At 29.4% G+C, this 23572-nt stretch carries 22 protein-coding genes and 1 tRNA gene; 8 read left to right on the plus strand and 15 right to left on the minus strand.

The genetic code is table 11. The features are described from left to right. Positions 1-7 precede the first annotated feature (7 nt). Positions 8-1600 carry a methyl-accepting chemotaxis protein gene (locus L8X38_RS06255; RefSeq protein WP_263661576.1) on the plus strand — a complete coding sequence of 531 codons (1593 nt, stop codon included), beginning with the start codon at positions 8-10 and terminating at the stop codon, positions 1598-1600. 17 nt (positions 1601-1617) lie between these two features. Further along, positions 1618-2031: an META domain-containing protein gene (locus tag L8X38_RS06260; protein WP_133319320.1), complete on the plus strand. Its 414-nt coding sequence runs from the start codon at positions 1618-1620 to the stop codon at positions 2029-2031. 10 nt (positions 2032-2041) lie between these two features. On the opposite strand, the gene pyrF is transcribed toward L8X38_RS06260, so the two are convergent. From pyrF to L8X38_RS06290, 6 genes are read right to left on the minus strand one after another with little or no spacing between them, the layout of a single operon-like run. Continuing rightward, entirely contained in the window at positions 2042-2725 is a 684-nt protein-coding gene (gene pyrF / locus L8X38_RS06265; RefSeq protein WP_263661577.1) for an orotidine-5'-phosphate decarboxylase, read from the minus strand. After that, positions 2722-3120 (minus strand): transcription antitermination factor NusB, encoded by a 399-nt coding sequence (gene nusB, locus L8X38_RS06270; RefSeq protein WP_133319322.1) that lies wholly within the window; start codon positions 3118-3120, stop codon positions 2722-2724. Before nusB ends, pyrF begins: the two co-directional genes overlap by 4 nt. A 1-nt stretch (position 3121) precedes the next feature. Further along, on the minus strand, positions 3122-3592 hold the full coding sequence (gene ribE / locus L8X38_RS06275; protein ID WP_012661257.1) for a 6,7-dimethyl-8-ribityllumazine synthase: 471 nt from the start codon (positions 3590-3592) through the stop codon (positions 3122-3124). 12 nt (positions 3593-3604) lie between these two features. After that, entirely contained in the window at positions 3605-4408 is an 804-nt protein-coding gene (gene kdsA, locus L8X38_RS06280; protein WP_263661578.1) for a 3-deoxy-8-phosphooctulonate synthase, read from the minus strand. An 18-nt stretch (positions 4409-4426) separates the two neighbouring features. Further along, a complete protein-coding gene (locus L8X38_RS06285; protein ID WP_263659331.1) occupies positions 4427-5788 on the minus strand; it encodes a uracil-xanthine permease family protein in 1362 nt (453 codons plus the stop codon). Beyond that, positions 5778-6710: a DMT family transporter gene (locus L8X38_RS06290; RefSeq protein WP_263661579.1), complete on the minus strand. Its 933-nt coding sequence runs from the start codon at positions 6708-6710 to the stop codon at positions 5778-5780. Before L8X38_RS06290 ends, L8X38_RS06285 begins: the two co-directional genes overlap by 11 nt. Before the next feature lie 99 nt (positions 6711-6809). Between L8X38_RS06290 and der the strand changes: the two genes are divergently transcribed. From der to L8X38_RS06315, 5 genes are read left to right on the plus strand one after another with little or no spacing between them, the layout of a single operon-like run. Next, positions 6810-8195 (plus strand): ribosome biogenesis GTPase Der, encoded by a 1386-nt coding sequence (gene der, locus L8X38_RS06295; RefSeq protein WP_263661580.1) that lies wholly within the window; start codon positions 6810-6812, stop codon positions 8193-8195. Next, entirely contained in the window at positions 8179-8676 is a 498-nt protein-coding gene (locus tag L8X38_RS06300) for a shikimate kinase (RefSeq protein WP_263659328.1), read from the plus strand. Before der ends, L8X38_RS06300 begins: the two co-directional genes overlap by 17 nt. Continuing rightward, positions 8673-9632 carry a tryptophan--tRNA ligase gene (gene trpS / locus L8X38_RS06305; protein WP_263659327.1) on the plus strand — a complete coding sequence of 320 codons (960 nt, stop codon included), beginning with the start codon at positions 8673-8675 and terminating at the stop codon, positions 9630-9632. Before L8X38_RS06300 ends, trpS begins: the two co-directional genes overlap by 4 nt. An 11-nt stretch (positions 9633-9643) precedes the next feature. After that, the gene (serS, locus tag L8X38_RS06310) at positions 9644-10879 is read left to right on the plus strand and encodes a serine--tRNA ligase (RefSeq protein WP_263661581.1); all 1236 of its coding nucleotides are present in this window, start codon (positions 9644-9646) and stop codon (positions 10877-10879) included. Between the two features lie 8 nt (positions 10880-10887). Beyond that, positions 10888-13290, plus strand: a complete 2403-nt coding sequence (locus tag L8X38_RS06315; protein WP_263661582.1) for a tetratricopeptide repeat protein — start codon at positions 10888-10890, stop codon at positions 13288-13290. A 102-nt stretch (positions 13291-13392) separates the two neighbouring features. On the opposite strand, the gene L8X38_RS06320 is transcribed toward L8X38_RS06315, so the two are convergent. The 7 genes from L8X38_RS06320 to secA all read right to left on the minus strand — a co-directional run bounded on the left by L8X38_RS06320 (position 13393) and on the right by secA (position 20913). Beyond that, positions 13393-13467 (minus strand) — tRNA-Asn (locus L8X38_RS06320). Positions 13468-13534: 67 nt separating this feature from the next. Then, the gene (locus tag L8X38_RS06325; protein WP_263661583.1) at positions 13535-14443 is read right to left on the minus strand and encodes a radical SAM protein; all 909 of its coding nucleotides are present in this window, start codon (positions 14441-14443) and stop codon (positions 13535-13537) included. Next, positions 14440-15462 (minus strand): uroporphyrinogen decarboxylase, encoded by a 1023-nt coding sequence (gene hemE / locus L8X38_RS06330; RefSeq protein ID WP_263661584.1) that lies wholly within the window; start codon positions 15460-15462, stop codon positions 14440-14442. The genes L8X38_RS06325 and hemE overlap by 4 nt, the downstream gene beginning before the upstream one ends. Before the next feature lie 14 nt (positions 15463-15476). Further along, the gene (locus L8X38_RS06335; RefSeq protein ID WP_087699510.1) at positions 15477-15983 is read right to left on the minus strand and encodes a YqhA family protein; all 507 of its coding nucleotides are present in this window, start codon (positions 15981-15983) and stop codon (positions 15477-15479) included. 11 nt (positions 15984-15994) lie between these two features. Continuing rightward, a complete protein-coding gene (locus L8X38_RS06340; protein ID WP_263661585.1) occupies positions 15995-17011 on the minus strand; it encodes an aspartate-semialdehyde dehydrogenase in 1017 nt (338 codons plus the stop codon). 12 nt (positions 17012-17023) lie between these two features. Then, positions 17024-18313, minus strand: a complete 1290-nt coding sequence (locus tag L8X38_RS06345; protein ID WP_263661586.1) for a sigma-54-dependent transcriptional regulator — start codon at positions 18311-18313, stop codon at positions 17024-17026. A gap of 8 nt (positions 18314-18321) precedes the next feature. Then, positions 18322-20913: a preprotein translocase subunit SecA gene (secA, locus tag L8X38_RS06350; protein ID WP_263661587.1), complete on the minus strand. Its 2592-nt coding sequence runs from the start codon at positions 20911-20913 to the stop codon at positions 18322-18324. 119 nt (positions 20914-21032) lie between these two features. Between secA and lolA the strand changes: the two genes are divergently transcribed. Continuing rightward, entirely contained in the window at positions 21033-21539 is a 507-nt protein-coding gene (gene lolA / locus L8X38_RS06355; RefSeq protein ID WP_263661588.1) for a LolA-like outer membrane lipoprotein chaperone, read from the plus strand. Here lolA and L8X38_RS06360 read toward each other — a convergent pair whose 3' ends face one another. Both L8X38_RS06360 and L8X38_RS06365 read right to left on the minus strand, forming a co-directional pair. Next, positions 21540-22190 carry a flagellar basal body-associated FliL family protein gene (locus L8X38_RS06360; RefSeq protein WP_263659318.1) on the minus strand — a complete coding sequence of 217 codons (651 nt, stop codon included), beginning with the start codon at positions 22188-22190 and terminating at the stop codon, positions 21540-21542. After that, positions 22187-23533, minus strand: coding sequence for an ATP-dependent DNA helicase (locus L8X38_RS06365; RefSeq protein WP_263661589.1), 1347 nt, complete (start codon positions 23531-23533; stop codon positions 22187-22189). Before L8X38_RS06365 ends, L8X38_RS06360 begins: the two co-directional genes overlap by 4 nt. Between the last annotated feature and the right edge of the window lie 39 nt (positions 23534-23572).

Raw genomic sequence — 23572 nt, forward strand, 5'->3', positions numbered from 1 at the left:
GTTTTAAATGTTTAAAAGCATAGGTACAAAAATATCTTTAGCAATGATTTCTACATTGCTAATTAGTTTTATTATCATGCAGATTATCTTACAAAAAGATTCTCAACAAACTACAGATAGAATCAGCCGTGCACATTTAGATACTTTAAGTACTTCTGTTTTTCAAACATTAAGAATGGCAATGAATTTGGGCGATCCTGCTATTATAGAACAAGCTATAAAAGATGCTGGTGAAATAGAAGGTATAAAAGATATTAAAATTTATCCTTCAAAAAGCACAGTTGAGCTCTTTGAAATACAACATTTTACAAAAAGTGATGAGAGTATTATCAACGAGCAATTTAACAAGCCAGAAATTAAAGCCGTTGAAATCAATAACGAACAAGGACATTATCTAAGACTTATACGCCCACTTATCGCCAATAAAGGTTGTCTTGCTTGTCATGCTAATGCTAAAGAAGGTGATGTTTTGGGTGTTATGGATATGTACAATGATTTAAAACATGTAGATGATGATTTGGCAAGTTCAGCTAGAACCTATATTATAATCTTTAGTGTTGCTTTACTTTTTACCGTTTTTGCTGTACTTTATATTTTAAAAATAGTTGTAGGTAATCCTGTTTTAGATCTTTTAAAACATGCCAAAGAACTAGCTAGCGGCGATGGAGATTTACGCGCAAGAATTAATATAAAAAGCACCGATGAAATAGGTAAAGCTTGCACCTACATCAACCAATTTATTGAAAAAATTCAAAATACAGTGATTTCTACTAATGAAAATTCTCAAATGGTAGATAAACAATCTAAACTTTTAAATGCTAATGCACTTGATCTAGCAAATAGAACTAAAGAAGGTCATACAAAAACTGATGAATCTTATCATTTAAGTGAGCAAATTCATACAGAATTACAAGATCTTGCTGAACTTTCAAATAACGCAAATAAAGCCAATACAAAATCTTTTGAAGTTTTAAACACTATGCTTGACTCATTAAATCAAGTAGTAGATAAGGTAAAAGTTGTAGCTGAAAATGAAGATATATTATCTCAAAAAGTAGAAGTTATGGAAAAACAAGCAGAAGAGATTAAAAAAGCTTCTGACATGATGGGAGAAATTGCTGATAAAACCAATCTATTATCTTTAAATGCAGGTATTGAAGCTGCGCGTGCTGGAGAATTTGGTCGTGGCTTTTCAGTTATTGCTGAAGATGTAAGAAATCTTGCTCAAAATTCAGAAGAATTTTTAAAAAATATTGCCATCGTAACCAAACAATTAGTAGATAGTATCAATGAAGTTTCTAAAGAGTTAAAACACAATGCTAACGAAATTAACTCTTTAAATCAAGATGCAAAAGAACTTGTAGAAGGAACCAATGAAGTAAAAGTTTGCAATGAAAATGCAAGAGATTTAGCAAATGCTTGCATGCAAAAAATTTCAAGCACACAAGAAACTTTGCAATCTTTGCTTGATAAAATGCAAGAAACGGTAAAATTAAGTGATAAAAATGAAGAAATTTCAAAAATTTTATTAGATGTTGCTCATGAGTTAAATATAGTTTGTCAAAATTTAGAGGATGAATTAAAACATTTTCATGTATAAATCAAAGGAGTATAAAAATGAAAAAAATAATCACATTAAGTATAGCGAGCTTAGCTATTTTTAGTGGGTGTTCTGTGGCAAATTTAAGTGTTGATGATTTACAAAATAAAGAATTTACTATAAGTTCTTATGAAGCTAATGGAAAAAATCATGAACTTCCTCAAAATACTAAAGCAAGCATTAGTTTTGATAATAAAGATAAAAGAGTTTTTGGTGTATCAGGATGTAATAGATTTTTTGGAAACTATAAAGATCAAGGAAGTAGTATCAAAATAGAAGATAATCTTGCTTCGACAAAAATGCTTTGCGATCAAGAATCTATGAAATTTGAAAACGACTTCTTAAGATATTTTAATGGAGAATTTCAAATTATTAGTGATGATGATGGAATTATTTTAGAAAATAAGAAAATGAAAATTTATTTAAAATAAGCCTCTAGGCTTATTTTAAATGCTCTAATATATTCTCACAAACCATTCTAGGTTCTTTTGCCTTATAAATAGGTCTTCCAACCACGATAAAATCTGACAGATTATCCTTAGCACACTGTATATCAGCTACTCTTTTTTGATCATCTAAATTTTCTTTAAAAGGACGAATTCCAGGAGTTAGTGTAATAAAATTTGTATTTGTATTTTCTTTAATCAATAAGCTCTCATATACCGAACAAACCATACCATCAAGACCGCTTTCATAGCTAATTTTAGAAAATTCCTTAACGGCTTGTTTGATATTTTGTCTATATATACTAAAAAATTCTTGCTCATCAAAACTAGTTAAAGCAGATACAGCAAGCACCAAAGGTCTTTTGCTTAAAGCACTTAAACGCTCCATAATCATACACATAGCACTTTTACCTGCACTTGCGTGGATATTAAACATATCCACATCAAGTTTAGCAAGCTCTTCGCAAGCATCTGCCATGGTATTTGGTATATCATAAAGCTTTAAATCTAAAAAGATTTTAAAATCATCCACTTTTTTAATCGCCTCTAAAAGCTTTGCTCCATCTCTTAAATATGATCTAAGCCCTATTTTAACCCAAAGATCTAAACCTTTTAATTCTTTAGCCAAACTAATACACTCATCATAACTTGACACATCAAAAGCCACACAAAGTTTCATTGCTTTTCCTTGTTGATTTTATCCAACACCCCGTTGATAAATTTAGGAGCATTATCTCCTGCCATTTCTTTTGCAAGCTCTATAGCCTCATTAATGATAATCGCTTTTTGTGTAGAAGTAAATAAAATCTCATAAGTACCCAAACGCAAAATGGCCTTTTCTATACTAGCTACTCCATCTAATTTGTGCTCTTTTAAACACTCATTGATTTTCTCATCAAGCAAAGTAAGTTGCTCATTAATACCATTATATAAATCTAGAGTGAATTTTCTTTGGTCATTGCGAATTTTTTTCTCATCCAAAAATTCATTGATAAAATCTTTATTTTCTTGATTTAACTGTGCTGCATAAAGCAAAGAAACTATACTTTGTCTTACTTGGTGTCTAGTAGCCATTTTAAGCCTTAATTTTTTGGATTAAATTAAGCATTTCAACCACAGTAAGCATAGCTTCAAAACCCTTATTACCTGCTTTACTACCTGCTCTTTCTATGGCTTGCTCTAAGGTATCAGTTGTTAAAACTCCAAAACTCACAGGCACATTAGCTCCAAGCCCTACACTTGCTATACCTTTGGTAGTTTCAGCTGCTACATAATCAAAATGTGGTGTACTTCCACGAATTACTGCTCCAACACAACAAATTCCATCAAATTTTTTACTCTCACAAGCTTGTTTTAATGCAAAAGGAATTTCAAAAGCACCTGGCACTAAGATAAGACTTAAGTTTTCTTCCTTGCCCCCATGTCTTAAAAAAGCATCTTTAGCACCTTCAACTAAACGATCTGTGATGATATGATTAAATCTTGCATTGATAATCGCAATTTTCTCATCACCTTTTAAACTTAAATTTCCCTCTATTATCTTCATAATTTTCCTTTTTTAAATGATTTCTTGAATTTTTAAAAGCGTATTTACGCAGTTTTTAAGTCTTGAAAGATCAAGCATATTTGGTCCATCGCATAAAGCTTTGCAAGGATCAATGTGCGTTTCAAAGAAAAATCCATCTACGCCTACACTAGCAGCAGCTCTTGCTAATGGCTCTACAAATTCACTTTTGCCTCCACTACTGCCACCATTTGCTCCTGGCATTTGCACACTATGAGTAGCATCAAAAATAACCGGAGCATATTTTCTCATGATAACCAAACTTCTCATATCTACAACCAAATTTCCATAGCCAAAACTCGAACCCCTCTCAGCTACAAAAACTCCATTTTCTTTGGCTATTTCAAAACCTTCTTCATTAATGCCTCTAGTTTGTAAAATTTTAGCTACACTGTATTTAATATCTTCAGGGTTTAAAAATTGCCCTTTTTTTACATTTACTTTGGCTTTTGTTTTAGCAGCAGCTACTAATAAATCAGTTTGCCTGCATAAAAAGGCAGGAATTTGTAAAACATCTACAACCTCAGCCGCAACACTCGCTTGAGAACTCTCATGAATATCAGTAAGAATTTGCATGCCAAATTTATCTTTCACTTTTTGCAAAATTTCCAAGCCTTTTTCAAGACCTGGCCCTCTAAAACTATTAATACTAGTTCTATTTGCTTTATCAAAACTTGATTTAAAATAAAAATGAATTCTATCATCTTTTAAAAAGCATTCAAGCTCTTGTGCAACTTTAAAAACAAGTTCTTCATTTTCTATTACACAAGGACCTGCTATTAGTATCATTTTTTTCATTATTTTTCCTTATTTTTATTATTTTACTTTATTTTTTTCATTTTCTTCAAGCGGAAAAACGCAATTTAAAATAATAGCCGTAATCCCACCTGCTGCAATCCCTGAAGAAAATAAAGTTTTAAACCACATTGGCATAAATTCTAAAATATCAGGATTATTAGAAACTCCAAGCCCTATACCCAAACTCATAGCTATGATGATAATAGAACGACGATTTAGATTTTCCTTAGAAATAATCCTAACTCCCGTTGCAGCTATAGTACCAAACATTACTAAAGTTGCTCCACCTAAAATAGGCTCTGGAATTTGTAAAGTAATATCAGCCACAATAGGAAATAAACCCAAAATCATCAACATAAAAGCTACAATAAATCCAACATATCGACTTGCAACACCTGTTAAAGCTATAACGCCATTATTTTGCCCAAAACATGAATTTGGAAAAGTATTAAAAAAGGCTGAAACAAAGGAATTAAAACCATTAGCCAAAACCCCGCCTTTTAATCTTTTTGCATAAAGTTCGCCTTTAACTGGCTGATTTGAAACTTCACTAGTAGCACTAATATCGCCGATAGTTTCTAAAGAAGTTACCATAAAAACTAAAATCAAAGGTAAAATAAGATTATAATCAATACTCAAACCATAATGTAAAGGATCGGGTAAAAACACTAAAGGTAAATTTTCATTAAAATTAAAACTAAAATTTTCAAAAGTCATAGCTACTAAAAGCCCTATTATCATAGCTATAAATAAAGAAGAAATTCTTATATAGGCATTATTAAAACGATTTAAAACAATAATACTTAAAATCACAACTCCAGCTAATAATAAATTTTGCAAAGAACCAAATTCACCACTTACCTTAGCCGCAAATCCACCTCCTGCACTCACAAGGCCAACATTAATCAAACTAAGACCTATAATCATCACAACTATACCTGAAACCAAAGGCGAAATCACTCTTCTAATAAAAGGTAAAATTTGTGAAATAATCATTTCAGTAGTAGAACAAAGCATTAAAGTGCCAAAAATGGCTCCAAGCATTGCTTCTTGCGATAAACCATTATTTTTTAAAACAAGCCCACCTAAAATAATAGGTGCAACAAAGTTAAAACTAGTCCCCTGAATAGATAAAAGTCCACTCCCTATAGGACCCCAAGTTTTAATCTGCAAAAGCGAAGCAACACCTGAAGCAAAAAGCGACATACAAATAATTCTAGCCGTATTAGTATCATCTATCCCAAGACCTTTGCAAATTAACAAAGCAGGTGTAATCACAGCAACAAACATAGCCATTAAATGCACTAATGCAGCAAAAAATGCCTTAGCAAAAGGTGGTCTATCTTCTAAACCATAAATTAAATCTGTTTTATTTTCCATTTTTCTTTCCTTTTGTTTGCTTACTAACCAAAATAATTCCTCCTAAAATAATGCTAAAAATTCCTATAAAAACCATTAAGCTAGGAAATTTATCTCCTAATAATATGCCCAAAAATAAAGTAAAAACTACATCTATATAGCTAACTCCCGCAACAACTCCTGCCTTTTTTGCTACCCCATAAGCTTTAGTAACATGAATTTGATACATTGCTCCAAAAATTCCCATCAAAACAATAAAAATCCAAGCTTTAAGACTAGGCATAACAAAAGGAGCAATTAAAAAATCAAGCTCTTTTATTTCATAAAAAGAACCTACAATCATAGACATTAAAGGCATAAGAGTACCAATTAAAACAAAAGATAAAGCTATAAATGGCGCTGGGTATGATTTTCTAAGCTCTCTTACGCTAGTTAGCGCCAAGGCTGCACAAAAACCGCTTAAAATTCCTAAAATACTATTTTTTAAATCAAAACCTGAATGCGTAGTGCTATCTGCAAAAGGCTGACAGATTAATAATACTCCTATAAAAGCAATCAAAATCCCAAAACAAGCTTTTAATCCTAAACTTTCTTTAAAAAACAAAAAAGCAATCAAAGCTATAAAAATAGGTGCTGTTTTTTGAAAAGCAAAAGCCCCACCTAATGAAATATTAGAAACATTATAAAAAAAAAGATATAAAGCGATCGTTCCTATAATACCTCTAAAAATAAGCAGTCCAAGATGTCCGCCACTTTTATGAAAATTTAATTTTGAAAGCGCATAAAGCATAAAAGCTGTGCCTATAATATTTCTAAAAAACATAATTTCAATCGATGATAATTCTTCACTAAGAATTTTTGCACAAGCACCTACAAATGCAAATTCTATAGAAGCAATAATCATAAAATATATACCTAAATTCTTTTTAACTATTCTTAACATATAAATTCCATATAAAATTCCTGTTATTTTAGTCTTTTTTGCTTAATTTTAAGGCAATTTTTATATAATCACAAATAAAAATTTAAAAAATGAGTATTAATGCAAAGTATTATTTTAATAGGAAAACCAAATGTTGGCAAATCAAGTCTTTTTAATAGACTTGCAAGAAAGCGCATTGCAATAACTAGTGACATAAGTGGAACTACAAGAGATACTAATAAAATAGAAGTAGAAATTGATGGCAAAAAAGCTTTATTGATAGATAGCGGCGGGCTTGATGAGAGTAATGAGCTTTTTAAAAATGTCAAAGCAAATTCGCTTAAAGCTGCTAAAAATAGTGATATTATCTTTTATATGGTGGATGGAAAATTTTTACCTGATGATGAAGATAAAGCTTTTTTTTATGAAATGAAAAAACTCAACAAACCCATAGCTTTAGTAATCAATAAAGTCGATAACAAAAAAGACGAGGAAAGATCTTGGGAATTTTCTAATTTTGGAGTAAAAGAAGTTTTTAATATCTCTGTAACACATAATATAGGCATTGATGAGCTTTGTATGTGGGCTAGTAAGTTTTTAGATGAAAGTTATTTAAATGCAGATGAAGAAGAAGACTTTGAAAGTTATTTAGAAAATTTTGATGAAAATAGCGGAGATTTTAAGCTAAAAACTATTAATGAAAATCATATTAAAGTGGGAATTATCGGCAGGGTTAATGTAGGAAAATCAAGTCTTTTAAATGCTTTAGTAAAAGAAGAACGTAGCGTGGTAAGCGATATAGCAGGCACTACAATTGATCCTGTTAATGAAAGCATTATGCATAAAGATAAAATCATCGAATTTGTAGATACTGCGGGTATTAGAAAACGCGGGAAAATACAGGGCTTAGAGCGTTATGCACTTAATAGAACTGAATATGCCCTAGCCAATGCTCAAATTGCACTTTTAGTACTTGACGCAGCTGAAGGCTTTAACGAACTTGATGAGCGTATTGCAGGACTTGCTGCTAAACATTGTTTAGGTGTGATTATTGTACTTAATAAATGGGATAAAAGCGAGCTTGATTTTGATAAAACTTTAAAAGAATTAAAACTAGATCGTTTTAAATTTCTAGCTTATGCGCCCGTTGTAAGCGTATCAGCTTTAAGTGGAAAAAGAATACATGTGCTTTTGGATAAAATTTTAGAAGTTTTTGCAAATTTCACCCAAAAAATTCCAACAGCAAAATTAAATGCTTTGGTAGAAGAAGCCACAAGAGCCCACCCGCTACCACATGATTATGGTAAATTAGTGAAAATTTATTATGCGGTTCAATACGACTTAGCACCTCCAAAAATAGCTCTAATTATGAATAGACCAAAAGCTTTACATTTTAGTTATAAACGATATTTACAAAATCAAATTAGAAAACAATTTAACTTTGAAGGTGTACCTTTAATTTTAGCTCCAAGAAAAAAAGGTAGCAAAGATGAGCAAGAAAACTAACCTCCTTTTTGTAGGATTTATGGGCTGTGGTAAAACAACTATAGCAAGGACTTATGCAAAAAAATATGATAAATTCTTTTTAGATACAGATGTTTTAATCAAAGAAAAATTTAATCTTGAAATTAGTGAATTTTTTAAAACATATGGAGAAAAAAAATTTCGCAAAGAAGAAAAAAAACTTGTTTCGTTTTTAACTTATGTGCAAAATTGTTCTATTGCAAGCGGTGGTGGCTTCATAGAACAAAAAAAATTAAAAAATATTGGTACTATCGTTTACTTAAAAGCAAGTTTTGATTATCTCTTACAAAGACTAAATAAAGAAGAATTGGCCGCAAGACCCTTATTTTCAAACACAAACAATGCTAAAATACTATTTGATCAAAGAATTAAAAAATATGAAAAAAAAGCAAATATCATTATAAATATTGAAAACAAAAATATCCAAGAAATAATTAAAGAAATCAAAAAAGAGGTAAAATGAGAATTATTACAGGATTACAGCCAAGTGGGGATTTACATATAGGAAATTATTTTGGCTCTATAAAACAAATGCTAAATATGCAAGAAGAAAATCAAATGTATATGTTTATAGCAAACTATCATGCTATGACTTCAAATTTTAATGGAGAAAAACTTAAACAAAATTCACTCAAAGCTGCGGCAGCTTTTTTAAGTTTAGGAATTGATCCACAAAAAAGCGTATTTTGGTTACAAAGTGATGTAAAAGAAGTGATGGAGCTTTATTGGATTCTTTCTCAATTTACCCCAATGGGACTTTTAGAAAGAGCACATAGCTATAAAGATAAAATTACCAAAGGTTTAAATGCCAACCATGGGCTTTTTTCTTACCCTGTTTTAATGGCTGCAGATATTTTACTTTTTAATGCTCAAGTAGTTCCTGTAGGTAAAGATCAAATTCAACATGTTGAAATAGCAAGAGATATAGCTTTAAAAGTAAATAATGAATGGGGTGAAATTTTTACCCTACCTCAAGCTAAAATTAATGATGAAGTTGCAGTAGTACCTGGTACTGATGGAGCTAAAATGAGCAAGTCTTATCAAAACACAATCGATATTTTTAATACACCAAAAGCTATTAAAAAACAAATTTCTTCCATTATCACAGATAGTACAGCTTTAGAAGATCCAAAAGATTGGCAAAATTGTAATGTATTTAAAATCGCAAAATTGTTTTTAGACAAAACAAAACAAGAAACTTTAAAAAGTCGTTATGAAAAAGGTGGCGAAGGTTATGGGCATTTTAAAATGTATTTAAATGAAATCATTAGTGAGTATTTTGCCTCGGCTAAGGAAGAATATGAAAAATTACTAGCTAATCCTTCTAAAATCGATGAGATTTTAGAATTTGGAGCAAGCAAAGCAAAAAAACAAGCCCGAGAAACAATGGAAAAAATTTATGCTAAAATAGGACTATAAAAGGAGTTAGAATGTTAGATTTAAAACTTTTGCAAAATAATTTTGATGAAATTGCGCAAAAACTAAAAGCTAAAAAAGTAGATGAAAATTTACTCAAAGAACTTAGCGACTTATTTATAAATTTAAAAAAAGAAAAAGCACTTTTGGAAGAATTTCAAGCTTTTCAAAATAAATTTAGTAAAGAGCTTGCAACAGCACAAGATAAAGAAAGCTTAAAAGCGCAACTAAGCCAAAATAAAGAAAAAATCAATACTCAGTCAAAAATCGTTAGCACGCTAGAAGAAAAACTAGAACAAATTGCCCTAGCAATACCAAATATCCCTGATGATTGCGTGCCTTTTGGAGGAGATGAAGATGAAAATATAGAATTAAAAAAAGTTCTGACACCTCCTAGTTTTGATTTTGAAATCAAAGAACATCATGATTTGGGAGAAAAATTAAACTGGCTTGATTTTACAAGAGGGGTTAAAATCTCACAAAGTCGTTTTTGTGTACTTAAAAATGAAGGAGCTTTACTAAGTAGAGCCTTGGTAAATTATATGATTGATTTTAATAGAAGTAGAGGTTTTGAGCTAGTCAATGTACCATTTTTAGTAAATAGCGCAACCATGTATGGCACAGGACAGCTTCCTAAATTTAAAGATGATATGTATAAGGTAGAAAATGATGATTTATATCTCATCTCAACTTCTGAAATTCCTGTAACTAATCTTTATTCTAATGAAATTTTAACTCAAGAAGAACTACCCTTAAAAATGACCTGCTATAGTGCTTGTTTTAGACAAGAAGCAGGAAGCGCGGGTAGAGACACAAGAGGTATTATAAGACAACATCAATTTGAAAAAGTAGAGCTTGTTAGTATATGCAAACCTGATCAAAGTGAATTGATGTTTGAAGAAATGTTAAATTGCGCCAGTGATTTACTAAGCTCTTTGGGTCTAGCACATAGGCATTTAATGCTTTGCACGGGAGATTTGGGCTTTTCTGCTGCTAAAACAGTAGACTTAGAAGTATGGCTTCCATCGCAAAACAAATACCGTGAAATTAGCTCTGTGTCAAATTGTAAAGATTTTCAAGCAAGACGCGCAAAGATCCGTTTTAAAAACGATAAGGGCAAAAATGAATTAGTTCACACACTTAATGGTTCTTCACTAGCTGTTGGTAGAACCTTGGTAGCTATTATGGAAAATTATCAAGAAAAAGATGGAAATATAAGAATTCCTGATGCATTAAGAAAATACTTTTAAGAGAAAATATGGCCGAAGAAGTAACACCTAAAGAACAAGATAATCAAGAAAAAGCTTTTTCAGAGATTGATGAAAATCCAGGAGTGGAAGAACAAACTATCCCTCCTGGCACAATACCTCCTGAATTAGAGGAAGAAGAAAGTACTTTTCAAAGAGTAGAGGAAGAACCTCAAGCATCACAACCTGAAGAAAAGAAAAAGCTTTTTGATAAAAAATTTCTTATTTTGATTTCAACACTTGGTGCTCTTGCTCTAATTTTACTTATTATTTTAGTTTTACTTCTTGTTTTTAAAGAAGATAAAAAAGTAATCACAAATAATCCAATTTTAGAAGATAATGTTAGTACAAGTATCACAAAGGTGAAACAATCTGCTTTAGATCTTGTAGTACAAAAGGCAAATTTATTATATGAAAAAGGTGATATAGAAAGTGCTTTAGAGCTTTATAATAATATTAATATTTTCAATCAATCTTTATCAAGTTATAATCTTGGTGTAGCTCAAATGAAACAAAAAGATTATATTAGTGCTGTTGAGAATTTCAAACAATCTTTAGAATTAGAAGAACACAAAGTTGCAGCAGCTATTAATATAGCTGTGTGTTATTTTAATCTGGGCGATAAAGAGAAATTTAAATATTATCTTGATTTAGCAAGAGTACATTTACCACAAGATTCTAAATCTTCTTTGTATGATTATTATCTAGGATTAATTAATTACTATCAAGGATTTTATCCAGAGGCTTTACAAATGTTCATGCGTTCAAGTAATATCAACAGCTATCAAGGAGAGTCTTATTACCTTGGGGCAAAAATTTACGCATTATTAAAATCTGATCAAAACGCCATTAATCTTCTGCAAAAGCAACAAGATTATGAAGCAAGCTTACCCTTAGGTTTATTATATGCAAAACTGGGAGAATATAAAAAAGCTAAAGAATATCTTGAAAAAGCATCAAAAATAGAAAATCAAGCCATAAGAAGCAAAATGGCTCTAGCTTTAGTAGAATTAAAAACAGGTCAATTTGACAATGGTGCACAAATTTTAAAAACTTTATATGTAAAAGATAGAGCTATTGGCTCAAAATACTATAACATAAAAACAAGACTAAAAAGAAATTTTTCAAATATTGATATAGCGCAGCAACATTTTGCCAAAAGTTTAATCACAGGAAAACAACAAATTTATGATTTACTTTTTTATTTTTCACCTTATCGCGTTTTTGATATAAAACAAAGCATGGAACTCATCACAAAAGCTGATTTGGGAAATTTCATACAAGGGTATGAGTATGAAAATGAATTGCTTGTTAAAAGCAAAGCTTTATCAGGCGTTAATGTGGAATTATCTCATGCTATCAATCTAGCTTTTAATTTTCATCTAAGAGAAGCAAATCAAGAATTTAAAAATTTAAGTGAAATTTATCATGCTCACGATGTAATTCATTACAATCTTGCTTTAACTTATGCACAACTGCAAGATTATAATAATGCATATAAACATTTTTCAACTGCTTATCATTTAAATCCAAAAAATTATATTGCAGGTATTTTTGCCATATATTGCATGGATTTAGTAAAAAAAGATTATACCAAACTTGCTAATGAACTTTTGGAAAATTTACAAGCAGATAATAATATCGATCAAAATCATAATATCTATAAATATTTACTACATCTAGTTAAAAGTGACTTTACTGCTATGATTCCTTATTTAGACAACCTTTCAAATAGCAAAAATACTCCTTTAGAACTAATGTTTGCTATAGTAGCTGCTAATGGCAATAATCTTGAAATTTTAAGAAATCAAAAAATAAAAGAATTAAAAGATTTGCTCGGTGAGGATATTATTAGCAATATTTTATATTTTAATTCTAAAAACACAAATCTTGATATTAAAGAGTATGCCAAACAAGCACAAATGTATTTTTTAACAACCAAGCTTGATTATAATTCTTTATTTGGTGGAGCTGGTATAGTTAAAGACAGCTATGTGACACTTATGCAAATTACAGGCTTGTTAAATCATGTTAGAAATGACATAAAAAAAAGACTTGCTATGAGTAATAAAAATTCCATCGGACTGATTTTTGCTCTAGCTTATGTTGATATTTTTGCTAAAGAATACCAAGAAGCATATACGCTTTACAATATCTTAATAGATGATTATAAAATCAAAGATGCGCAAACTTTATTTTTAGCCGCAGTAGCAGCGATAGGTTCTAATAATCCAAATTCAGCCATAGCTTTACTAGAGCTTGCAAAATTAGAAAATGAAGAAACCTTAGAAGCAAGACTTGCACTAGGACTATTATATCATGAAGTTCAAAATTTAGAACCTGCTATGTTTCAATATGAAAAAGTAGGGAATAATTTTGAAAGTAAATTTTTTACTTTTGATATTAAAAATTAGTATTTTCATAAAATAAGAAAATACTAATTAACTATCAAAAAATATAATTATAAATTACAAATTAGATTATTATAAAATATACATGAGGTTAACTTTATGAAGTGGCTCCGGATGTAGGATTCGAACCTACGACCAATCGGTTAACAGCCGACTACTCTACCGCTGAGCTAATCCGGAACATCAATAAATAAGAAATGATATTATATAAGAAAAAAACTTTTTTGTCAAGATTTTTTATAAAAAATTACGCTTTTTTGTAAAATTTTACTCCTGCTAAATTTTCTACAACAACTTTTCGTTCTTTAATTAATTTTTCTAATATATCTTTACTATGCTGACTAAATTTGTTTTCTATATCAAATTCACTTTGCGCTCTAAGCTGCAGCATCTTCAAGAGCTCTTGGATATTAAAATCAATTTTTTCACCTTTGTAATAATGTTTAGCAAGAACAACAGGCACACTAGTGATATACATACTTAATTCTTCCAACTTTTCCAAAGATATACCTTTAACAGGATACGCAGGCGGTCTATCTATAGTGCTAAAATCCACTCTTGATGGTCTTATCTTGTCAAATGCCTCATTTAAAGCCAACATCTCATCTTTGTTATCATTCAATCCCTTGACAATTAAAACTTCCATAACAAGCTCACCCAAAAATTTCTCTCTAAAGGTGATCATTTGTTCTATCATTGTTTCAAGTTTTATTTGCTTTAAAGCCCTATCAACTCTATAAAAAGTTTTTTCCATTGCACTATCAAGACTAAATTTAACCACATCAATATACATTAAAGCATCAAAAATATCCAAATTTAAAACTCCACTACCATTGCTTAGGATTAAGAGTTTTTTATCTTGTTTTATTTTATTTAACTCATAAACTAATTCTTTTAAATGAGGATATAAAGTAGGCTCACCATTTGCAGTTAATGTTAAAAAATCAAATTGCACATTACTTTTAAATACACTTTGTACTTCATCGATAATATTTTTTATTTTAGGATAAATTAAAGATTTTTCCAAAGGTTTTGCAGCTTGTAATTCACAATAAACGCAGTCAAAATTACATTGTTTTTGATTTGGACTTAAATCAATTCCCAATGAAAGTCCAAATCTTCTTGAACTTATAGGCCCAAAAGTTATTTTACTCACTTTTTAGATTTCTCTTGAACTAGCTTGATAAAATATTTAGCATTATCAACAGGAATATCAGGTAAAATTCCATGTCCGAGATTAAAAATATGTGCACTATCTTGCATAATATTTAAAATTTTATCCACACCTTGTTCAATAGCTTTTTTATCATAGAGTCTGCAAGGCTCCATATTACCCTGCAAAGTATATTTAGCGCCTAGTTTTTCCTTAGCCAACTCTAAAGGGGTACTCCAATCTACTCCAAAGACATCAAAATTTCCATTTATATCATCTAAGAACCCACTTACCCCTTTAGGAAATAAAATCACAGGAATATGCGGATATTTTTCCTTTATAAAATCAGCAATTTCAAGCATATATTTAAAAGAAAACTCAAAAAACATTTCTTTTTCTAAAGCACTTGCCCAACTATCAAATACCTGTATAGCATTAGCACCTGCTCTAATTTGCTCTTGAATATAATACTTTAAAACAAAAGTAAGTTTAGATAAAATTTGATGTAAAAATTCAGGATTTTGATAGACTAATTTTTTACACTTTGCATAATTTTTACTACTACCACCCTCTATCATATAAGTAGCAATAGTCCAAGGACTTCCACAAAAACCAATCAAAGCTTTATCTTGTGTAAGTTTTTCTCTAGTAAATGCTAGTGCATCATAAACATAAGAAAGATTTTTAATGCTTTTTTCAACATCTAATCTTTCCAATTCTTCTTTTGTTTTAATAGGATTTGAAAATATAGGGCCCTCGCCTTTTTCAAATTTTAAATCCATACCCATTTCTAAAGGTACTACCAAAATATCTGAAAAAATAATAGCTGCATCAACACCCAAAATATCTACTGGTTGTAAGGTAACTTCACTCGCTTTTTTATAATCTTTACAAAGCGATAAAAAATCTCCAGCACTTGCTCTAACCTGCATATATTCAGGTAAATATCTTCCTGCTTGGCGCATCATCCAAACTGGAGTATAAGGGGTTGACTTTTTAAAACATGCATCAATAAAAATCATTTTTATTCCTTATTTTAATGATCACTTTTGTGTAAAAAATAAAGTCCTATACAAAGAGCTAAAATAGAACCTGCAAGATAAGTCATATCCAAAACCGTATTTAGTTGCATTTGCAAAATTCTTTGGAAAAAATTTACAACTAAAACCATAATAATAACTTTTGCAAGTTTATCTTTTAGTTGATCTAAACTGTGCACTTCTAAAACTTTTGATTGTTTAGTTTGTTTAAATTCTTCTATTTCACTAATAAAAAGTTCATAAATTCCAAAAGAAAATATAAATAAAACTAAAGCCATTAAATATAAATCTACAGCCCCTATAATCAAACCAACAATATCCTCATGCAAATCTACCGTAGAATTAGGCAACATAAAATACTCAAATACATATTTTAAAACTTTAATCACATCATAACTTGCAATAAAAAATAAAACAAAAGCTCCTATAAGGCCAAAAATTACAGGCAAAATAGTGACTAAACGACTTTTAACTAATAAATTTTCAAAAAATCTTTCTAACATTTTTCTCCTTTTTAAACCAATTCTAACCATTTTTGCGCAATACGCACTGCATTTGTAGCAGCTCCTACACGAATTTGATCAGCCACGCACCATAAGTGTAAAATATTTTTATGATTAATATCACGTCTAATTCTTCCTACATAAGTTTCATTAGTATCGCTTGTAAAAAGTGGCATAGGATATTTTTTATTTTCTACATCATCAATCACAACAACACTTGGTGCTTTAGAAAGTATCTCTCTAACCTTAACAACATCAACATCTTTTTCAAAATGCATAGTAATAGCTTCACTATGACTTCTAAGCACAGGAACTCTTACGCAAGTTGCTGAAATTTCAAGTTTTTTATGCAATATTTTTTGCGTTTCATTTACCATTTTTAATTCTTCTTTAGTGTAGCCATTTTCACTAAAAACATCAATTTGAGGAATTAAATTTAAAGCTAAGGTATATGGAAAAGTTTTTGCCTCAAATTCATCTAATTTAAAAGCAAAAAAACTTTGTATTCCTTGAACTAATTCTTCCATACCTTCTTTACCTGCACCACTTGCTGCTTGATAAGTACTTACATCTACTCTTTTTAGATTAAATACATCATCAAGTGGTTTTAAAACATGCACCATTTGTATAGTAGAGCAATTTGGATTAGCAATAATTCCTGTTTTTTCCCAATCTTTAATATCTTCGCTATTGCATTCAGGAACTACCAAAGGAACATTTTCATCCATTCTAAAATGACTAGTATTATCAATCACTACAGCACCACACTCTACTGCGTATTTTGCATACTCAGCACTTATGTTTCCTCCGGCACTAAAAAAAGCAATATCTACAGGATTTTCTTTAAAAACATTTGGAGTTAATTCTTTTACTTTATAACTTTTTCCTCTAAATTCTACTTCACTACCTGCGCTTTTTGCGCTTGCTAATGGTAAAATACTTTCAACCGGGAAATCAAGCTCATCTAAAACATTTAAAAGTTCTTCGCCAACCGCTCCTGTTGCACCTACAATGGCTATTTTTTTCATCATCCATCCTTTTTAAGTAATATTGTATTTTTTCATTTTTTCACTAAAAATTTTTTCACTCATCCCTATAAGCTTAGCTGCTTCTGCAATATCTTGCGAATTTTTTAAAGCTTCTAAAATCAATTCTTTTTCAAGATTTTTAATATCTTTACTTTTTCTACTTTCTAAAAATAAATCTTGAGCGCTAATCTCATCATTTTCACTTAAAATACAAGCTCTTTGTATAATAGAAATCAATTCTCTAATATTACCTGGAAAATCATAAGCTAGCAAAGTACCTTGTGCTTCTTGACTTAAAGTTTTTTCATTAAAATCGTATTCTTTACATGTATCAAGTAATACCTTTTGTGCAATTTGCAAAATTTCTTCTTGACGCTCTCTTAGTGGTGGTATATTAATAGGAATAGTATTAAGCCTATAATATAAATCTTGTCTGAATTCATTATCTGTAATCTTTTTTTCTATATGAGCATTAGTTGCACTAATAATTCTTACATCAATCTTTATACTTTTAGTACTTCCTAATCTTGTAATTTCTTTTTCTTGCAAGGCTCTTAATAATTTTGCTTGAATTTCATAAGGCATTTCACCTATTTCATCTAAAAACAAAGTGCCTTCATTAGCAAGCTCAAACAACCCTATTTTAGTAGTATTAGCATCGGTAAATGCACCTTTTTCAAAACCAAAAAGCTCACTTTCTATCAAATTTGATGGAATTGCTGCCATATTAATAGCCACAAAAGGTTTTTGTGCTCTTTTTGAATTTTTATGCACAAAATTTGCAAAAACTTCTTTACCTACCCCACTTTCTCCAAAAAAAAGCACACTTGCATCTGTCTTAGCAGCCTTAGTAGCCAATTTTAAACAATCTTCCAAAGCTTTAGAAGTGCCATAAAAATCTTGATTTTCTTCTTTTTTGATAATCTTTTTGTTTGTTTTTTTAGAAGTCTTTTCTTGAATTATTTTTGCGCGTTTTATCGCAGTTACTAAAGTATTAATATCAAATGGTTTTACTAGAAAATCTTTTACTCCAAGTCTTACTGCTTCTATGGCACGATTTAGCGTTGCATTACCTGTAATAATAATAAAATCATATTTATTCTCACAAGCTTGCACAAATTCAATACCATCCATACCCGGCATATTAATATCTGTAATAATCAAATCAACATCATCATTTAGTTTTTTTAAAGCTTCAGTTGCTGATTTATAAGATTTTATAGCAAATTCTTCATACTCACTCAAAGCAATTTCGAGTGATTTTCTCATATTTATATCATCTTCAACTATAACTAAATTCATTTCAAACCTTAAGCTAAAATACCCTTTTTAGGACCACTTTTACCATGACATTCTTTATATTTTTTACCACTACCGCAAGGACAAGGTGAATTTCTAGGTACTTTAGTAATTTGTGCTTCACCATTTTCATCAACACCACTTTCTGTGGTATTAGCTAAAAACTGCTCGTTTTGTTCGTGGCTTTTTTCTTCAAAATTTTGTGCTTCTTTTTGAGTGAAAACTACATTAAATAGTAATTTCAAACTATCAAATTTAACACGCTCAACAAGCTCCATGAAAAGATTATAACTTTCTTTTTTATATTCTACTAAAGGATCTTTTTGATTATAACTTCTTAAACCTATACCAGTTTTCAAAATATCCATTTGATATAAATGCTCTCTCCATAGATTATCCAAAATTTGAAGATATAGAATTCTTTCAATTCTTCTAGCTTCCTTATCTTCAATAATATTCATTTTATCTTTGTAAGCTTTTTCTAAAATTTCACTTAATTTATTTTCTACTTCAATTACACCTAAATCTTTAAAATCAGCTTCGCTAAGCTCAAGATTACACTCATAATTTACTTTTTGCTTTAAGCTTTCAAAATGCTTAACATCATCTTCAAGTTCTGCATTTAGATAAATTTGGCTTACTAAGTAATTACTATACTCAGCAATATTTTTTAAAATTTTATCTTGCAAGTCAAATTCTTCATCTAACAATTCATTTCTATAATTATAAATAGTCTTTCTTTGTTCATTTGCCACATCATCATATTCAAGCAAATGTTTTCTGCTCTCAAAATGCAAGCTTTCAACTTTTTTTTGCGCATTCTCAACAGCTCTTGTAACAATACGACTTTCTATATGCTCGCCCTCTTCTATACCCAATCTTTCCATGATATTTTTTATGCGATCGCCACCAAAAATTCTCAAAAGATTATCCTCTAAACTTAAGTAAAATCTACTTACACCAGGATCACCTTGACGCCCTGCACGACCACGAAGTTGATTATCTATTCTTCTGCTTTCATGACGCTCAGTTCCTATAATATAAAGCCCGCCTAAAGCTCTTATTTCATCATCTATTTTTATATCAACCCCACGACCTGCCATATTAGTAGCTATAGTCACTGCACCTTTTTTACCTGCATCTTGGATAATCAAAGCTTCTTGCTCGTGATTTTTAGCATTAAGCACATGATGAGGAATGCGTTCTTTTACAAGCATATTATGAAATACTTCACTTCTTTCAATACTTGCAGTTCCCACTAAAACTGGCTGACCCTTTGCATTTGCTTTTTTTATCTCTTCAATAACTGCTTTAAATTTTTCTTCTTGAGTTTTATAAATCAAATCATCTTTATCTATTCTTGCAATTGGTATATTTGTAGGTATAGAAACTACATCTAAATTATAAATTTGAGAAAATTCCGTTGCCTCAGTTTGTGCAGTACCTGTCATGCCTGCTAACTTTTTATACATTCTAAAATAATTTTGGAAAGTAATATCTGCTAAAGTTTGACTTTCTTCCTGAATTTTTACCCCTTCTTTAGCTTCTAATGCTTGGTGTAAACCATCACTAAAGCGTCTTCCCTCGCTTAATCTTCCCGTGAATTCATCAACAATTACAACTTCTTTATCTCTTAATACATAATGCACATCTTTTTCAAATAAATTATGCGCTTTTAAAGCCTGATCAAGCTGATGGGCCAATATTGCATTATCTAAGCTATATAAATTTTCTACTCCAAATAATTTTTCAGCCTTAGAAATTCCAGCCTCTGTAATCATAATAGTTCTATTTTTCTCATCAACAACAAAATCACCACTTGGCAATTCTTGAGGAGTAGCAGCTACTTGGCCTTTTTGCATTTGTTTTGCTACTTCATTTGCTTTAATATAGCCGTCTAAAGTTCTATTTGTAGGCCCACTTATAATAAGCGGAGTTCTTGCTTCATCTATTAAAATACTATCTACTTCATCAACTATAACAAAATTATGCTCTCTTTGTACTTTTTCAAGCTTTGAAAATTTCATGTTATCGCGTAAATAATCAAAGCCAAATTCATTATTTGTACCATAAGTTATATCACACTCATAAGCTTTTTTATGCGCCTCATCACTATTTTGTTCTGAAAGTATCACACCTACACTAAAACCTAAAAAATTATAAATAGCACTCATTTGCTCTGCATCTCTTTTAGCCAAATAATCATTTACGGTAACCACATGCACACCCTTACCACTCATAGCATTTAATACAACAGGTAAAGTTGCAACCAAGGTTTTACCTTCCCCAGTTTTCATTTCAGCAATTTTTCCATCATGTAAAACCATACCACCAATTAATTGCACATCAAAATGACGCATATTAAGAGTTCTTTTTCCTACTTCTCTAACTATCGCAAAAACATCATTCAATATTTGGTCTAAAGTTTGTTCTTCTTTTTGAATTTGTGTTTTAAATTCTATAAATACTTGTTTTAATTCATCATCGCTTAAATTTTGGTATTTTGATTCTAAAGCATTAATTTGTGCAACCCTCTTTAAATATTTTTTTACTTCTCGATCATTTTTTGTGCCAAATATTGCTTTAAATACACTAGAAAACATTTTTTTACCTTTAATTACAAAAATATATGCTAGATTATACCTTGAATTTAATTAGAACTATATAAAAAGTTTTGTTTGGATAAATTTTATATAATTTACAAAATTTTTAAAGGATAATTATGAGATATTTTATATTTTTAATGTTATTTGTTTGTAGTATTTTTGCTTTTGATATAAATTTTAAAAATTTTAGTAGTGATTTTGAACAAAAGGTGCAAAGCAATAATTCTTCGCTAAATTATAAAGGAAATTTTATCATTACTCAAAATAAAGCCTTTTGGAATTATACTAAACCAAATAAAAAACAAATTTATATCAATCACAAAGAAGTTATTATCATAGAGCCTGAGTTAGAACAAGCTATTTATACTCAATTGCAAAATTTACCAAATCTTCAAGAAATTTTTAAAAATGCAAAATTAATATCTCATGAAAATTATGAAGCAAAATACGAAAATATCACATATAATATCAAACTAAAAAATGATAATCTTAGTAATATTTCTTATAAAGATGAGTTGGGAAACTTAGTTAGTATTTATTTTTATAATCAGAAATTTGATCAAATTATCAACGAAAATATTTTTATACCAAAAATCCCAAGCCATTTTGATATTATTCAATAATCAAAATGGTATTTCATTAAACAAATCTTGCTGTTCTTTACTTGGAGCTAACATTTGCATTTGAGTTTTTTCCATGGTTTTTAAAATCATATCCATAGCCTCTTTACTTGTGTTAGTATCTTGATTAAAACTTTTATTATCATCTTTATCATTGTTGTTTATTTGATCGGTATTTATATCTTTTGATTGAGTATTATTTTGATCCGTATTTTTTGCAACTTTGGAATTATCTTGAATTTCCTTTTGTTTGATAGTTTTTATTGTATTGTCATCTTTTTTTTCCAAATCATTTATAAAACGCTTAAATTCTTCCAAGTCAAACTTAGCTACCGAATTAATTTTTAAAATATAAATATTTTTAATTTGAGTTTTATATTTTTTATTACTAAATTTAAGCAAGGTTTCTTTAAAATTATTTTTACCAACTTCTGTAAATAAATCTTCATAAAAATAACTAGATACAATGGTATTTAAAGCATCTATAATTTTCTTTTGATCTAAATTTTCTCCTTCAAAATCTAAATTCATTTCAATTTTTTTTAAAGTATTATTTCCAACCTTTGAATACAAATCAGTTCTAAAATTTTCTATACTCAAGGAACTAGCATGGATATTAAAAAACATTAAAAGCAAAACTATAATCCATTTCATATTATCTCCTCATCTTCTTCTAAATCTATAAATTTTTCTTGTAAATAAAATTTTTTCACTTCTTTATCGGTTTTTAAAATTCTTAAAAAATAATCCTCAAAAGGCATTTTATAATTATATATGATTTTTAAATTACAAGGATTAATGGCCCTTGATAAACATACATATAATTGTCCTTTTTCAAAAATTCCATCAATGTCACATATTAATTTATCAATACTCATACCTTGAGATTTATGGATTGTTATAGCATAAGCTAGTTTTATAGGAAATTGAACAAATTTAGCTTTTATCTTAACTTCTAGTTTTTCATCTTTGTCTAACTCATACTCTTCTAAGGTATATTCATATGGTTTTAATTTCAATCTTTCACCATTATTTTTCTCTATCAGAATATATTCTTGCTCTTTATCTTTTATAAAATCTAAAATAATTCCTTGTTCTCCATTGTAATAATTTTCCTCTTTATTATTTACACAAAAAATAATCTTAGAACCTATTTTTAATTTTAACTCCTCTAAAGAATTTAATCCTTTAATCCACTGCTCATAAATTTTATCATCTAAAGTATGATCTAATTTTTCCATTCTTGATTTAAATATTTTTTCTTTACCTTGCAAAAGATTTAATTTTTTAGCATTTATACAATTAGCTTTTTTATTTGTAGCACACAATAGGGTATATTCATCCATATACTCAAGCAAATCTTTTGGATAAATTAACATTTTTTTAAAAAAACTTAGTATTTCTTGATTTACTTTGCCAATTCTAAGAAAAAATAAATATTCATAAAATTGTTTATCTAAAGTTCTTTTAGTAATACTAAGCTTTAAATTGACAAATTTTAAATCATTCCAAGCTTGAGAAGAAAAAGCATATAGAGTATTTTGAAATAAAGTGTTTTGATTCTCTTTGTAGTTTATTACAGGTGGAAGTTGAAAAAAATCACCGACTAATAAAATTTTACCACTAAAGTCACTTCTTGTTAATCTATAATAAATCATTTCCATCAAAGATGCACTTATCATAGAAATTTCATCAATAATTAATAAATCACATTGTTTTAAAATTCTTTTTAATTTTTCTAACTTATTTCTTTGTTTTCGATCTTCATAATACAATTCATCATAATTTTGACATCTTTTAAAGGCAAAAAAACCATGTAAAGTAACTCCTCCTATATTAAATGCACTTAATCCAGTAGAACCTAATACAACAACAATTCTACCTTGTTTTCTATATAATTTAACAAGTTCTGTAGTTAAGAATGATTTACCAACTCCAGCAGAACCACTTAGAAATATATTATTATCTTTTAAGAAAAAATCTAACTTATTTAACATCATCCTAATATTATATTATAATCTACTAAAACTCAACTA

Origin of the sequence: Campylobacter sp. CNRCH_2014_2452 (assembly GCF_025772865.1) — a bacterium.
GTDB lineage: Bacteria > Campylobacterota > Campylobacteria > Campylobacterales > Campylobacteraceae > Campylobacter_D > Campylobacter_D lari_D.